The organism is Flammeovirga sp. EKP202 (assembly GCF_014534745.1).
Classification (GTDB): domain Bacteria; phylum Bacteroidota; class Bacteroidia; order Cytophagales; family Flammeovirgaceae; genus Flammeovirga.
Genome location: NZ_JACVVP010000051.1, coordinates 1 through 15577, shown reverse-complemented (window position 1 = coordinate 15577; position 15577 = coordinate 1). Strand labels below are relative to the sequence as shown.

Genomic DNA, 15577 nt, shown 5'->3' with positions numbered 1-15577 from the left:
TATATATTAAGCGGCCTTAAATGTAATTGAAATTTATTCAATCTTCAAAGATGGGTTTTGATACGTATGACTTGTCTACTGCTTCAACATGCCTTTAGGAGACACTCCGTATTGCTTTTTAAAGGCGGTAGAAAAATAGGAAGGATTAAAACCAACAGCAAAAGCAGCTTCACTCACCGTATATTGTTCTTGTGTTAGTAACCGGTAAGCTTCTTTTAACCTTATTTTCTTGATATACTCTGCTGGTGAAGTGTCCAACATGCTTCTCAGTTTTTCACTTAATGTGGTTTTTCCCATCCCTAATGCTGTACACAGTGCAATTACATCCAGTTGATCATCTGCTATTCTTCGTTGAATCACTCGGTTGAGGCGCTCTAAAAAGAGTTGATCTGTTTTCTCCAATTGAATGGCTTCTAACGTTGAAGATATTTTAAAAGAAGCAATAGTTTTGGTTTTAAAATCAATCCAATTCTCAATTTTTTGTAAAAGTACAGATTGATCAAATGGTTTTCCAATATAATCATTTGCCCCTACCTGAAGGCCGTTGATTTGATCTTCGATTTCGCTAAATGCTGATAAGATAATAACGGGTATATGAGAAGTCTTTACCTCTTCCTTAATACTTTTACATAAAGCTACTCCATTCATTTTAGGCATCATAAAATCTGTAATAATCACATCTGGCAAACTATTTTTAGCAATTTCAAAACCTTCTTCCCCATCTTTTGCTAAACTCACCTTGTATTGTTGCTCAAAAATATGAAGAATGTATTGCTGTATTTCTTCATTGTCCTCTACAATCAAGAGATGTCCTTTGATGGTGGTTTTGACTGCACTCGTATCTTCCTTTGTCAATTCCATTAGTTTTGGCAATTGAACATCGATACCTGACGTCACCTCCAACTTCGGAATTTTGACAGTGAACGTCGTACCCTTATTTACTTCACTTTCCACGTCAATACTCCCCGAATGTGACTCTATGATCTTTTTGCACAAAGACAAACCAATTCCAAAACCTTCTTTTCCTGTATTTTGTTCCTGATAAAAATGTTGAAAAATATGGTCGAGGTTTTCCGCTTTCATACCCATTCCGTTGTCTGATACTTTGAACGCTAGACCGTTGAATTCTGTATTGGTCTCAATTAAAATTTGCCCTTCATTGGGAGTATATTTGATGGCATTATGCACTAAATTACTTATGACGATCTCCAATTTAGAATAATCAAAAACGTACTTTTCTTCCGATGGAAAATACCTTAGTTGTATCTTTTTTGAATCTAACTCTGATTGGTAAAGCATTGTGACATGATGCAATAATGATGAAAAATTATATTCTGATAATTGAAGAGTAATCTTCTCGTTCTCTGCCTTTCTGAATAATAATAATTCATCCATCAAGTTCTTGAGTTTGCTAGCATTCCTGTACATTACTTCAAGAGACTTTTGCAGTGGACGGTCAAAAGTACGGTAAGAAAGCACTTCTTGTAATGGTGCAATGATCAAAGTAAGAGGTGATCGGATTTCGTGGGCTATATCACTAAAAAAGTGGAGTTTAGCTTGACTCAATTGTTCTGTTTTTTCTTTTTCAATTTGAGCAATTCTTAAGGAATTCTGGATCAATGCCTGTCTCTTTGTGATATAAATACTTCCTATGAAAAAAATCAGGACCAAAAACACATAAAAAACATACGCTGTATTACTTCGGTACCAAGGAGGTAAGATAATAATAGATCTGCTGAACGTACTTTCACTCCATACCGTATTTGGCTTCTTCACTTTGATTTCTAACTGATATACCCCTGCCTGCATATTTGAAAAATGTACCTTTGGCTGGTTGGGTATACAATATTGAAAGTCTTTATCAAAGCCATGTAATTTGTAACTATAAGTGTAGGTAGTAGAAGTCGTTAAATCGGGACAGAAGAAGTGAACATCAAAACTATTTTTATGATATGGGATCTCAAAAAAATCATTCTTTTGAATTGGGAAAAATGGATCACCGCCCACATTAACATCACTGATTATTGGAGCGGGTAAAATCTCACTTTTGGGGATATCTTGGGGATTAAAACGTGTAAAACCATCAATTCCTCCAAAATAGATATCATTTTCTTGATGTTGGTAAACGGCTCTATAATTAAACTGATTGCCTTGAATTCCTTCTGAAATCCCGTAACGCTTAAACTGCTTTTGGTGTGGGTCGTAACTGAATAATCCATTATTTGAGCCCAACCAAAGAATTCCATTTTGATCTTCCGTGATGCTATACACAATTTGAAGGTTGAGGTATGTTGGTGCTTCAATTAATTCCATCTGATTGACGGACGAGAAATAACAAAAAAGTCCATTTCCGTAGGTCCCAATCCACATATTTTTCTTTCTATCTTCAAAAAAGCAATTGACATTTAATCGATGGTTTTTAAAGATAGAAGTAACCGTATGGTCTTCATGATTCAACTCTTTATCATACACCTCCAAACCATAATGTCTACCTATCCAAATCCGCCCTTGGTGATCAGGCACCGCACAATTCAAATAGTGGAATTTTTGAGTTAGCTTGCGAAGGGTATTGTCATCGTAATTATAGCTGTATACACTATACCTCATAAAAATTAAAACTCTATTTCGGTCAGGTTGTGGTATAAAATCATCACCAATCAACTCTTCGTTGGGGCCTATCACTGCATTGATTGCCGCATTTATTTTCTCCTTATCCTTCCCATACACTACATTAAAACCATCTTCGTGGTAACCACACCAAATATTACCTTTCCAATCCTTCATTAAACGGTGTAGTATTTTACCTTTTACATCAAATGTTCCTATCTGATCAGCAGTAGGAATCGTTGATGGACTGTAGAACTTTTCATGTTTTGTATCAAATAAAACAACCCCTTTTTCTTCTGTACCAATAATCAACAAACTGTCATTGACACTACAAAAAGTTCGAACTAATCTTGAAGGAAGTGCTTCCACATTTTCTGATTTATGATAGCTTTTGAAATGAGGTTGATTTGAAGGGATCATAACCACTCCCGACTGCCAAGTTGTTCCCCAAATATTATTTTTATTGTCAAAAGTAAAGTTTCGAAAATGTAATTTTTCTAATTCAAATCCTGAGGTGATGGCATGACCATTTTTTATGGTAAAAGATTCATACCCTTCTCTATACACAAGGTGATACCTGGAGTAGGCATAATACACTTGAACAATTTTCTTAGAGGTTTTAAATATTTGGAAGGAAGATTTTGCTTGAGCAATTTGAAGTTGGCCTTTTGATAATGGAATGTTAAACCATACGCCATTGGCATTCACCCAAACCTCTTTTTGTTCTTTGAGATATCTAATCTCTTGGCATCCTTTAAATTTTTTAGTCAACAGTTTGAATTCCAAATTCGAATCTACTGTGTATAACCCCTGACTTGTAGAAACAAAAGTATGCTGCTCTACTTTCTCAATAGCATGAATTGTAAAAGGTGCTTTTTTCTGCGTTGTTTTAATTTCCGAAGAAGGCCCAATATCGATCTTTACAATTGTATTTTTCCCTTTTAAGGTCAACAGTGAATTGTTCCCAATATACCTCACCATATGATATGTCCCGTTATGCAATGCAATCGGAATAGGTTCCCATGTTGAGGTGATATAATTGTACCTTGCTAATCCATTATTAGTTGCTAGCCATATTGTTTTTTGTTCATCCTCTTCAATATCAGAAATGTAATTATCAGCTAAAGACTTAGGCAAATAAATTCTTTTGATCTCATGTCCATCGTATCGATTCAACCCATTTTGAGAACTGATCCAAAGATATTGCCTATGGCTATCTTGAAGAATGTCGGTGACTTCATTAATACTCAACCCATCGTTTACAGTCAGTAATTTGTATTGAATAGCCAATGTATTAGTATGACTAAAAAGTAATAGTAGACAAAAAAATAGAAGGTGGCTAGTCCGTGATTTCATTTCATGATTGTGATCTCATTTTACAATTACTTGTAAATATAAACCACTTCCGTTTGCCTTACAACTAGAGTTTTAACGTATACTTATTTCAATTCAATTCCCTTTTCTTGTGGTACGGCTGCACCTAACCGAACGCTGAGATCACCTGGAGAAGCATTACCTACCGTAATTTTATATTTCCCTTTTCGCCAAACCTTTTCTCCTTCGGTATTAATTATTTTAAGTGATTCAGAATTGAGGGTAAACTTTAAGTTTTTCTTTTCGCCCTTTTTTAATACCACTCTTTCAAATGCTTTGAGGCTTTGAAGAGGTAAACCTCCTGTAGTATCTGATGGACTGATATAAAGCTGAACCACTTCTTCAATGTCATAGGCTCCACTATTACTGACCTCCACTTGTACTTCCAATGGCGTATTTTTCTTTAACTTTTCAGAATTTAAACGAAGATTACTCAGCGTTGTTTTAGAATAAGTCAAACCAAAACCAAACGGGTATAAAGGTTCTTCGGTCATGTATTTATACGTTCTCCCTTTCATTGAATAACTTTCATAATCTGGAAGTTGACCAACATTCTTAGGGAAAGTGAGTGGTAAATGACCTGATGGAGAAACATCTCCAAATAATATATCTGCTACAGCATTACCACCTTGTTCTCCAGGGTACCACACTTGCAATATTGCATCACAATGTTCTTCAATTCCCTCCAATGAAACAGGACTTCCACTCGCTATAATCAACACTAAAGGTCCCTTTTTCTTCTCCGCCAATTGGTGGATATAATGAACCTGACTCTCTGGAAGTTTAAGGTCATGTCTATCTCCTCTTCGATCAGAAGCAATGGCATCTAAGCCCTCACCTTCTCTATCTGCAGAAAGTCCCACAACACAGATTGTCACATCTGATTCTTTCGCAACATTCGGAGCCCAATTATGATTATTAATATTCTCTTGAAAAGGGAGTACACCACTACGGTAATTGAGTGAAGTACCTGGAGCCAACGCTTTTGTCACTCCTTCCAAAATAGTCACCAAATTAGAACTCACACCATAATAACTCCCCATTAATACATCCGCTGAATTGGCAAAAGGGCCTGTTAAATAAGGAACTTTGACGTGTTTTGATAAAGGAAGAACATTATTTTTATTCTTTAAGAGTACAATAGATTTTTGAGCTGCTTCTCTTGCTAAATCAATATGTTCCTCACAATGTATTTTATCACTTCCAATAGATAAATAAGGGTTTTCTTTGGTATCATCAAACATTCCTAATCGAAAACGAGTCTTGAACAATTGCTTTGTTCTTTCATGCACCAATACTTCGGTTACCCACCCTTTTTCAACAGCTTTGATCAGTTGTCTGTAAGTTCTACCACAATTAAGGTTCGTTCCGGCTTTGAGAGCCACTGCAGCTGCTTCAGCCCCAGTCTTTACATAGTTTTGTTTGAAAGCAACCCCGCTCACCGCACCACAATCGGAAGTGATATACCCATCAAAATTCCATTGTTCACGTAATACTTCTTGTAAGAAGAAAGGACTCGCACAAAGCGGTTTATCATAAACACCATTATAAGCGGCCATCACACCTTCTACTTTCGCTTCCTTCACTAAGGCCTCAAAAGCTGGTAAATAGGTCTCATATAAATCTTGTTTGGAAGGATTGATTTTAAAGCTTAATCTCACACTTTCCGGACCTGAGTGTACAGCAAAATGTTTAGCACAAGCGGCTGTTTTTAAATAATTAGGATCGTCTCCTTGCATTCCTTGGACAAAAGCAACGCCAATTCTTGACATCAAATAAGGGTCTTCCCCAAACGTTTCTTGACCTCGCCCCCAACGTGGGTCTCTAAAAATATTGACATTTGGAGACCAAAATGTAAGACCTGCAAACTTACTATGGTTACCAATCTGTTGTGCGATTGCGTATTTTGCTCTTGCCTCAGTAGAAATTGCAGAAGCGACTAGTCGTGCTAGTTCGGGGTCAAAAGTAGCCCCCAAGCCAATACCTTGCATGAAAACAGTAGCCTCCCCATTTCGGGCCACTCCGTGTAAGGCTTCGTTCCACCAATTATAATCGGGAACCTGTAAACGAGGAATGGCATCAGCACTGTTCATCAATTGACTTATTTTTTCTTCTAAAGTCATTTGAGATACCAAAATCTCAACTCGTTCCTCAATTGATAAACTCTTATTGAAAAAAGACAAATCGACATCTTGTGCTAGGGCTGCTTTTGCTGTAAAATAGAATGTGAGTAAAAGCAAAAGTTTATTTTCTAATCTTTTCATTATCTGTAAGTATTTCTCTCCAATTCATTTAATATTAGGCTAGTGAATGACTATTGGTTTAAGGCTCTTTGGCTGTTTTCTTTCTCAATTCGTTCTCTTTGTTTTTTAGTGAGACCGTACTTAAAATAAAGATCATTCGGCATCAAAACATTGGACCTTTTCATGGTCGGATCATGCACACTTTGACTCAAATCACAATCAAATCGCCCTAATTTGCTGTATTGTTTTTTCCAATTCCCTCCAGCATTAATAAAGTGAGAAAGCCCCCATGTAATTCCATCTGCATTTTTACTGTCGGTAAATGCGTCAGGTGAAAATAAACCTCCTGCTGTGGGGAGTAACTGGGTTACTGAAGCAATTTCAAAATTGACCCAATCTTCAGCGTATTGAATGGTATTGTGCTCAATTCCATCGGTTCCCACAATTGCAGCAACGCCTTCCCTGAAAGGAAATAACATAGTTTCATGTCCAGAATTCATCACAGGACTGAGTGGATGTTTTTTAAAAGGTCCTTCGGGATGTTCAGCTATTGCCAAACCCCAACAATCCCAATGTTTGCGGTTAGCATCTCTCTGATCCATCCCAGATTTATAATAAAGATAAATTTTCCCATCGTGCACCAAAGGCATAGGGTCATGAATCACTCTCCAGTCCCATTCATTACTTTCTCCAAACGGGATAACGACTTTATTGACAGGTGTCCAAGGTCCATCAGGTGAAACCGCCACAGATAGAGCAACGGGGCAAATATCATATGCATCCTTAGCCTCATCATAAGTTCCACTTGGAGCATTAAAGGCTTGATAATAGAGATAGTATTTCCCTTTAAATTTCAGAATATCAGCAGTCGCCACCGAACGCCATCCCGGTTTTGGCTTTGGAGGCCTTGTCACTGCTACACCTTGTTCTTCCCAGGTAAAACCATCCTTGCTGGTAGCGTACCATATTTCCGCCAAATCCCAATCAGTAGAAGGTAAAGTATCGTTGGCATTCCCTTTTCCTTGAGGTGGTAAAGGCGTCTCTCGATGGGTATACCAAACATAATATTGCCCATTTTCAAAAATGATTTTGGATGGATCTCTACGGCTGATGGTTCCATCTCCATTGTTATAATCAAACCCTTTTAGCTCCGTATATTTAAAATTGGTATAGAGTTCATTGTCCAATAAACGAGGAGCTTCATAATGTTGAAATGCTCGTTTCATGGCGGAACTCATAGGTCGATTAGGATCTACATCAGCCACTTTTAAAGGAAATGCAGCATCTGGAAATTGCTGTTTTTGAGCACAACTCATCAAGCCTAAAGTAATGAGACTTAGGTAGAATAATTTTTTCATTTCAATGATTGCTATTTTGATATAAGGTCTTCATCATCAGTCCATGACTTAATTTCATAGTTAAATAATGAAGAGTAAAATGGTTTTATTATCTTAGTTTAAAGTGTTATTTTCATTCATCACAAGAAACCAATTTGCTTTATGTGTAAAGATTTCCTTTCCTTTTTCGCCTATTACTTCTATTGTATTTTCTCCTTTATACAGATGGATATTTTCAAAAACAATAGTATGCCTATCACTTTTTAACTTTTGCTTTTGAATGATTTTTCCATTTAATTTCAAGGTCACCTTCTCCAAATTGGTAAATACCTTAACCGCTGTAATGGCTTCTGTTCTTTGATTGTTTCTTGCTTCCGCAATATGTAAAACAGGTGCATCACTCCAATTGGCCTTGTAAAAATAAAATGCATCCTTTTTCATCTTTCTATCAAAAGTGACCAATCCTTTATGATTCAAATTTTTGATGCCACCTCTGTTCCATCCAGCCACAGAAAAATCAAACATATTCCACACAAAAGAACTCCATACATACGGACGGTCTTTGATGATTTTCCAAGTGATTTCATGATAGTTGGTCTGTACAGGTTCCGGAAAATAATTACCAATAGGCTTCTCTAGCTTTGTAATATCTTGTTGGTAAATATTACCGCCGACTCCGTACTCACTAATACCCAATGCAATGTGAGGATAATCCTTTCGAGCATCATCAAGCCATTTTCCCATATCAGCATATTCTCCATAATACCAACCATAGTATTTATTCCATGCCTGCAAGTCTGTAAGATTTCCCATATTCGATTCCATTCCTCGGTCACTTGCAGAAACAGTTAGCCTTGAGGGATCAATTTGATGGGCCAATTCATTGAGTTTTTTTGTTAGTAAAACGGGAGGTTCATCTTTACTTTTCCAAGCTCGTACTTCATTCCACAACCCCCATGCATAAATACTTGGATGATTATAATTTTGATAAATAAGTTCTTTCAATTGTTGGGTGGCATTTTGACCTTCACGACCACTATAATTATGTACAAAAGGAATTTCAGTCCACACCATCAAGCCTATTTCATCCGCCTTTTGATAGGTGATATCAGAATGCTGATAATGAGACAAACGTAATCCGGTTGCTCCTATCTCCTCCACCATTTCCATATCTACTTTATGATGTTCCGGTAACAGTGCAGGCCCTCTTTCTTTCCATTCCTGATGCATGGCCACACCATAAATACGGTACGGCACACCATTCAATACTGCTCCTTTTTCAGCATCTACTTCAAACGTTTTGATACCAAAAGTTTCAACTACTGTATCTGATTGTTGGTCATTTTTTAGAATTGCAGTCACCGTGTATAAATGTGGTTTTTTTCGTGCATTCCATAAAATGGGATTATGAATCTCTACCTCAGTGGTCAAAGTAGAATCACTTGAAGCAAGTGCATCAATTTTGATTTCTTTTTGAAAAACGACCTTCTTGTTTTTATCTGCAACTTTTAAATTAAGAACTGCTTTTTCAGTACTTTTTGTTGAAGAAAGGTGAGTACTAATTTCTAGATTTGCTTTATTATTTTCTAAGGACTTTAATGTGACAAACACACCGGAAGAAGCAAAGAACGTAGGCGTAATATTACTTGAAGGAGTAGTGAAAAGATGTACTGGTCGGTAAATACCACCATAATGATTAAATAAAGCATCATCCACCGGAATACGAAGAAAGTCGGGTGCATTAGATACTTTGACTACTATTGTATTTTCTTTCCCCAATTGAATGGCATTTGTGATTTCAAAACAAAATGCAGAATAACCACCAACATGTTTTCCTACTTTCTGAGCATTGACAAACACCGTTGCCTCTTGTCCAACTCCTTCAAAACGAATGAAAATACGTTCTCCTTCCATAGCTTTTGGAACGGTCATTTGATTTCTGTACCAAGCCATACCTCTGTAATAACCGACTTCTTCAATGGCATCCATAGAATAGGTATGTGGAACTTTTACATCCTCCCATAACTGATCATCAAAGTTGGTCGATTGTGCATTATAAATCACTCCTTTGGAAAATTTCCAATCCGTAACCGCAATAGGTTTCCTATGCTTAAGAGAAGGAACTTGCGCTCGAACAAATGTAAAATGGATGAGTCCTATAAGTAGTAAAAAATATTTCATCTCAGTGCTTTGCTTTATATAAACTAATTGCCCAAATCAATGGATTATTGATCACAATTACTTTTGATTTTGACCATCTTTCTTTAAATATGTTCGAATCCTTATCATAGAAGGTAATTCGCCACTTTTATTTTATTTTACCCCTATCTTTCGAATAAAAATCCCCCTGCTCATAGAAACTTAAAATAGATGTAATCCAACGTAATTTGAATCAAACAAAGAATTGATTAGATTGACACTTCAAAGAAAGTTATGTCTTAACGCTCTTTTTCATCAATGAGAAACTAACTAGAAGAACTTTAATAAATTTCTTAATAGAGGTAAGTTTAAATCCTAAACAAAAGCTATTTTAAAATGCTAAACCACAACGAAAAAACACTACTCGAATCTTTTGAAGGAAACTTTAATTTAAAAGAATGGATTTTTCAAGTTCAAAAATCTACCAATCCTTATTTTCTACAAGAAAGTGCTACGCTGTACAACTGGAATGATGGGTATGAACTCCCTATTGCAATTGCCAATAACCCTTTTTGTGATCAAGGAACAGCGCTCAACTTGCATTGGCTTTCTGCCGGAATAGCGTTGCACACTGAAGAAAATATCCGTAATGAAGAGAACAAGGAGTGGGTTGCCTTTTGTGAATTGATTGAAAAACGTATTCTCAACCAGTTCTACAAAATGGGGCCTATCAGCTTTAAACCTCCTATCAGTAAAGTCACTACTTTTAAATACAAGAAAAGAGGAATTCCCACTGTGCTCTACACTCCATTTAATGGAAAAACGATGATTTGAGTTCAATCAAAATGCAAGAGATAGAATCATATATAGAAGAATACTTTGGGATTGGTGGTAAAAGCTTAGCTTCGGTCAGTGATTTATTTACGTTTTCTGAGATCAATAAGAATGATTACCTTCTTCAACTTGGGCAATATTCAAACACAATTCACTTTGTAAAATCGGGTTATCTCAGAATGTTTGCTTACAATGAAAATGGAGATAAAGAAATAACACAATGGGTTTCCAGTCAAGGAATGTTCGTTGCGGACCTTTCTAGTTTTATGTTTCAGACCCCATCGCGGTGGAACATTCAAGCTTTATCACACTGCGAACTCTTCACCATTACAAAAGAAGATTTTCACTCTATTGAGCAATATGTGGAAGATTGGGGAAAACTAGAAAAGTTATTCATTACAAAATGTTTTATCACTCTTGAAAATAGAGTTTTTGGACAATTATCCATGACTGCAGAAGAAAAAGTAAAACAATTATTAGCCACTAATCCTTCAATTTTTTTAAATGTACCCTTACAATATATTGCCTCCATGCTGGGCATGACTCCCGAAACACTAAGTAGAGTAAGGCGAAAAATGATTTCTTGACATATGTCAAGAGAAGGCCTGTAAAAACCACTTTAATTTGCATAAGTATTAAGACAAAAACAGCGATATGCAAAAATTAAGTTTAGTCGTTTTTCTGGCACTTTTTTCTATCAAAGGTATGGCTCAAAAAGAAATCAAAACCGCAATTCACATCAATGCAACGCCCCAAACAGTTTGGGAAGTACTCACCAATTTTACAGAATATGCCAACTGGAACCCCTTTATAAAATCCGTAGAAGGTGATTTTATTGAAGGTCATAAAGTAAAAATTAATGCAGGTGGCATGACTTTCAAACCTAAAGTATTGGTCTTTGAGCAGCATAAAGAAATAAGATGGATTGGAAAACTGCTGATCAAAGGGCTTTTTGATGGAGAACACATTTTTGAAATCATTGATAATAAAGATGGTACATCAACTTTTAAACAAGAGGAAAAATTTAATGGTCTTTTAGTGGGACTTTTCAAAAAGAAATTGGATTCAGAAACAACGGAAGGTTTTAAAGAAATGAATCAAAAATTGAAGGAACTCTCTGAGAAATTAAACACTGTTGCAATACAGTAAGCAAAAGAAATAAATTATGACATTCAAACAATTAGGTGAACAGCTCCAACAACTACTTTATGATGCACTTCAAAGGTACTTAGCGTTACAATTACAACGGCTTTCGGATGAGAAAATTTATGCTTTTGCCGTCTATTGTGACTCCGGTTGTAGAAGTATGGGAGGAGCCATTTCAACTCTTGAAAGTTTGAGCCAACAAGTCAGCCACCTTCCTGCGGATTCAGACCTTACCACTTTTGAACTTTATGCTTCTGAATGGAAATATGTCAACGAGCATTATGCTGTTTTTGATCAAGTTGATGAATGTATCGATAACATTTATGATGTATTCTATGAGGGGGAATTAGATGATGTCGATTTAGAAGAATTAGAAGAAGATCAATTATGGAACCTTATTTTAAGCTTCTTTTCTGAAGTGATCATTAATACATTATCTCAATTAAAAACAGAAAATGTATTTCAAAATGATGCTTTTACTGAAGATGTATTTTTAGGAGTACAATTTGGTGATGTTGGAGAGGAAGATCAGAAAGTTTTATTAGACGTTTCAAGTCAATTAAACTCAGAGTATTGGCATAATAAATTACTGGGAAGTTTAAACGCCACTCTGGATAAGTAATTTGAAATACATAATATAATTATTTTGTTTTGATATTCAAAATACCAATAGTACATTTAAAGTCTCTTTTTTCTATTGATTAATGTCACATCAAAAAGGTTTAAGGTCCATAGTAGTTATCAAAATATATTCTTTAATCGACTAACCTAACACTAAAAAATATGCAATTCAAAAGGAATCACCTACAAAGCCTTCTCGGTGGAATACTTCTCTTATTTTCCATTGGCCTAGCTTTGATAGATTACAATAGCATTTTAGAACCTGAAAGCATCCAAAGATTTATTGACTACTCCATCTTATTATTTATCAGTCGGTGGAGTATTTATTTCTTGCTCTTTTTGGCAGGTCTGACCGCTTTTTTCCAATCTAAAAGTACAAACCTATTCTTACTGATTTTTAGTCTCACATCATTATTGGAAATTTACGTCAATGAAAATTACTATATCATCAAAAGTCTTGAAGACTATCAAATTTCTATTTTAGGTATACTTGCCGTCATTGGGTTTCTAATAGCAACAATAAATTTATTGAAAGTTCAACGACTCAAACTAAGTGGTATTTTTTTAAGTATGCTACTTTCCATCACATTGGTTTATTTACCCAATGCACTTATAACGTTCTACTTTTAAAAATAGTTTATGAAAATGTTACACTACACCCAATCGATCCTACTGATTGTATTTTGTCTGATAGGTTGTGAAGAAACAACAGTTGAAACGTCTGAGATGACTCCTGAAAAATGGAAAAATGATATCGAAAACCTTATTTCAACATTAGAACAAAAACACATTCATCCTTATCATAGTATCTCTAAAGATAGTGTTCAAAAACAAGTTAAGTCTTTACTCAATGACCTTGCTCGATTATCTGATGATGAGATCTTTTTAAGGCTTTCAAAAATTGTAAAATCATTAGACGATAGTCATACCGGAATTTGGAAATCTTCCTCATTTTATGATGCTTTACCCATAGAATTTTTTGTATTTAATGATCATGAAATAAGGGTAATTAGAGCTCCAAAAGAACATCCTGAATTGATAGGTGCTCAACTCTTAAGCATTGAAAATACTCCTTTACAACAAGTCATCAAAGAAGTTTCCTTGGTTGCACAATGCACCGATAATTGGTATTCTGAAAGTGAAAGGATGGTTTCTTACCTCAAATACTCCAAAGTATTAAAAGGGTTAGGCATCACGAAGCAAGAAGATGCTGCAAGTTTTGAGTTTTTATTGGAAGACGATAATAGGAAAACTGTTACGCTTCATGCCGTTCCTAATACAAATTACCACTTATCTATGACTCCACAGATGACCGTTGAAAGCCCTTTTAGTTTTGAAAAGTCGGTTATAGGAACTCCTTATTTATGGTATCAGCCCATGGAAGAACTGAATACTGCTTACATCTATTTTGCAAGCTACCCTGAACTGCTGCAGATGAGACGTTTTGCCGTTGCACTATCACGAGAGTTTATGAAAAAGGGAATTCAAAATATCATCATTGACTTAAGAGATAATGGTGGCGGTAACTTTTTTATCGGTATAGAACTTCTTAAATCTTTATCTTTTTTGGATCAAGTGAATTGGAAAAACGGCGTTTATGCAATTACAAGCAGAACGACTTACTCTGCTGGAATGAGCAATACAGCTCAATGTAAGGAACTACTCAACGCTAAAATTGTTGGCGAACCTACAGGCTCAAACCCTAATGATTTTCAAGATGCAGATGGCTTTCAATTACCTCATTCAAAAATTTGGGTACAATATTCGAAAAGACATTATCAATTTCAAGATAGTGTATCCAACGGTATCCTTCCTGATGTACCTATACAACCTACATGGGGTGCTCTAAAGAATAAAGTGGATCTTGATTTAACATGGATTTTGGAAGATATTAAACAGCAAAGGAAAATGAATTAAAAATACCCTTTGTTAGAACAAGGGCAGTATTCCACAAACTTTTAAAGATAGAAATCTTAAAACTCTTAAAAAGTAATGGATAACAAACAATAACCATTAGATTCGCTTTTTGTGTACTATGTTATATGACTTAGCTTACACATAGTATCAATTTTGTTTTTATCTACCCTTATCAAAAAATCAACGTGAATAGAAGAATATTAGGGAATGTATTACTTTCTGTAGTTATCGTTTTGTCTATTTCTGGACTGTTTCTATATTTTACACCTCATCAAAAAAGTGTAGCTTCCATTCATACCGTATTTGGGCTTGTCTTTCTTGGCAGTGTGATTTTCCATATTGTCAATAATAAAGTACCCATAAAAAATTACCTGAAAGGAAAAGGGAAAGGGAAATCAAAATACAAACCTTTTCATGCTCCTCTAATTTTTATGGCTGTTTTACTTCTTTCCATAGGAATTATCTATCAAATCCCTACATTTAATACCTTGTATGATTGGGGAAATGCGTTTAGAAATCAGCAAATGGGTAAAGAAGAGCAAACTTTTGATTATGAAATCATCGATCTCGATAAAACTATTGGTGATCATCAAATAAGTGTAGAATTTAAGAAAGGAAAATCATTTAGACATCCTTTGATAGCTATTTGGTTGGAAGATACTGGGGGTCATTATATTGAAACTTTATATATATCACAATCCATTTCTTCAAGTACTTTTCAAATAGGAAAAAAAGTAGGTGATGGTTATGCACCTGCAACAGTTAGAAGGCCTGAAGCACTTCCTTATTGGTCGCACAAAAGGGGAATCAAAGCCTCTGACGGTCTTTATATACCTTTGGATAGTGCCCCCGATTTAGATGGCGTAACTGGAGCAACTCCTTTGAATAATTTTATCATTTCTTCCAAAACGAATTTGAAGCAACACGCCCCCTTTAAAATCATGGTTGAATTCAATCAATCTTTTGATTGGAATGAATATTACTCTAAAGACCGTTTCCCTGATGATAAGATCTACTCAGGGTCTGGTGCTGTTGGACAACCTTCTATGATATTTACCTCCGAGATTCAACCTACTGATTTGGTATCAAAGACCTATAAAATTATGGAGTTGATTGGACATGGACATCATTCTGGAAAAAATGGTGAATTGTATACTGATATGTCCAATATTACAACGGCAAAAGAAATTGCGGATAGAATTATCTTAAATATCGACAAGAATATAAACTAAGTTTTTATTAGGTATAATAAATTCTTTGATGAAATAGTAAATGGTCCGTTTGGGGCTGTCGCAAAACTAAGATTTGAATAAATAATCATTATGTTTAACTTATAACATAATGATTATTTACTATGCT

At 35.4% G+C, this 15577-nt stretch carries 11 protein-coding genes; 7 read left to right on the top strand and 4 right to left on the bottom strand.

The features are described from left to right. Window positions 1-75: 75 nt before the first annotated feature. From IC221_RS23225 to IC221_RS23210, 4 genes are all read right to left on the bottom strand, one after another. A complete protein-coding gene (locus tag IC221_RS23225) occupies window positions 76-3897 on the bottom strand; it encodes an ATP-binding protein (RefSeq protein ID WP_188171238.1) in 3822 nt (1273 codons plus the stop codon). 149 nt (window positions 3898-4046) lie between these two features. Then, window positions 4047-6245, bottom strand: a complete 2199-nt coding sequence (locus IC221_RS23220) for a glycoside hydrolase family 3 C-terminal domain-containing protein (protein WP_188171237.1) — start codon at window positions 6243-6245, stop codon at window positions 4047-4049. Window positions 6246-6295: 50 nt separating this feature from the next. Continuing rightward, complete coding sequence (locus tag IC221_RS23215) at window positions 6296-7582, bottom strand: family 43 glycosylhydrolase (RefSeq protein WP_188171236.1); 1287 nt, start codon at window positions 7580-7582, stop codon at window positions 6296-6298. Between the two features lie 93 nt (window positions 7583-7675). Continuing rightward, the gene (locus IC221_RS23210) at window positions 7676-9742 is read right to left on the bottom strand and encodes a sugar-binding domain-containing protein (RefSeq protein ID WP_188171235.1); all 2067 of its coding nucleotides are present in this window, start codon (window positions 9740-9742) and stop codon (window positions 7676-7678) included. A gap of 354 nt (window positions 9743-10096) precedes the next feature. Here IC221_RS23210 and IC221_RS23205 point away from each other — a divergent pair, with 354 nt between their 5' ends. The 7 genes from IC221_RS23205 to IC221_RS23175 all read left to right on the top strand — a co-directional run bounded on the left by IC221_RS23205 (window position 10097) and on the right by IC221_RS23175 (window position 15450). Continuing rightward, window positions 10097-10534: a DUF4274 domain-containing protein gene (locus tag IC221_RS23205; RefSeq protein WP_188171234.1), complete on the top strand. Its 438-nt coding sequence runs from the start codon at window positions 10097-10099 to the stop codon at window positions 10532-10534. 11 nt (window positions 10535-10545) lie between these two features. Further along, a complete protein-coding gene (locus tag IC221_RS23200; RefSeq protein WP_188171233.1) occupies window positions 10546-11121 on the top strand; it encodes a Crp/Fnr family transcriptional regulator in 576 nt (191 codons plus the stop codon). A gap of 67 nt (window positions 11122-11188) precedes the next feature. Then, complete coding sequence (locus tag IC221_RS23195; protein WP_188171232.1) at window positions 11189-11683, top strand: SRPBCC domain-containing protein; 495 nt, start codon at window positions 11189-11191, stop codon at window positions 11681-11683. Between the two features lie 16 nt (window positions 11684-11699). After that, window positions 11700-12302 (top strand): DUF4303 domain-containing protein, encoded by a 603-nt coding sequence (locus IC221_RS23190; protein ID WP_188171231.1) that lies wholly within the window; start codon window positions 11700-11702, stop codon window positions 12300-12302. A gap of 161 nt (window positions 12303-12463) precedes the next feature. Further along, window positions 12464-12931, top strand: coding sequence for a hypothetical protein (locus IC221_RS23185; protein WP_188171230.1), 468 nt, complete (start codon window positions 12464-12466; stop codon window positions 12929-12931). 15 nt (window positions 12932-12946) lie between these two features. Next, window positions 12947-14218 carry a S41 family peptidase gene (locus tag IC221_RS23180; protein ID WP_188171229.1) on the top strand — a complete coding sequence of 424 codons (1272 nt, stop codon included), beginning with the start codon at window positions 12947-12949 and terminating at the stop codon, window positions 14216-14218. Between the two features lie 185 nt (window positions 14219-14403). Further along, window positions 14404-15450, top strand: a complete 1047-nt coding sequence (locus IC221_RS23175) for a DUF4405 domain-containing protein (RefSeq protein WP_188171228.1) — start codon at window positions 14404-14406, stop codon at window positions 15448-15450. The last annotated feature ends 127 nt before the right edge of the window (window positions 15451-15577 follow it).

Excerpts from the sequence above, each read along its gene's own strand:
- IC221_RS23220 (WP_188171237.1), bottom strand. The coding sequence starts at position 6,245 with ATGAAAAGATTAGAAAATAAACTTTTGCTTTTACTCACATTCTATTTT.
- IC221_RS23215 (WP_188171236.1), bottom strand. The coding sequence starts at position 7,582 with ATGAAAAAATTATTCTACCTAAGTCTCATTACTTTAGGCTTGATGAGT.
- IC221_RS23210 (WP_188171235.1), bottom strand. The coding sequence starts at position 9,742 with ATGAAATATTTTTTACTACTTATAGGACTCATCCATTTTACATTTGTT.
- IC221_RS23205 (WP_188171234.1), top strand. The coding sequence starts at position 10,097 with ATGCTAAACCACAACGAAAAAACACTACTCGAATCTTTTGAAGGAAAC.
- IC221_RS23200 (WP_188171233.1), top strand. The coding sequence starts at position 10,546 with ATGCAAGAGATAGAATCATATATAGAAGAATACTTTGGGATTGGTGGT.
- IC221_RS23195 (WP_188171232.1), top strand. The coding sequence starts at position 11,189 with ATGCAAAAATTAAGTTTAGTCGTTTTTCTGGCACTTTTTTCTATCAAA.
- IC221_RS23190 (WP_188171231.1), top strand. The coding sequence starts at position 11,700 with ATGACATTCAAACAATTAGGTGAACAGCTCCAACAACTACTTTATGAT.
- IC221_RS23185 (WP_188171230.1), top strand. The coding sequence starts at position 12,464 with ATGCAATTCAAAAGGAATCACCTACAAAGCCTTCTCGGTGGAATACTT.
- IC221_RS23180 (WP_188171229.1), top strand. The coding sequence starts at position 12,947 with ATGTTACACTACACCCAATCGATCCTACTGATTGTATTTTGTCTGATA.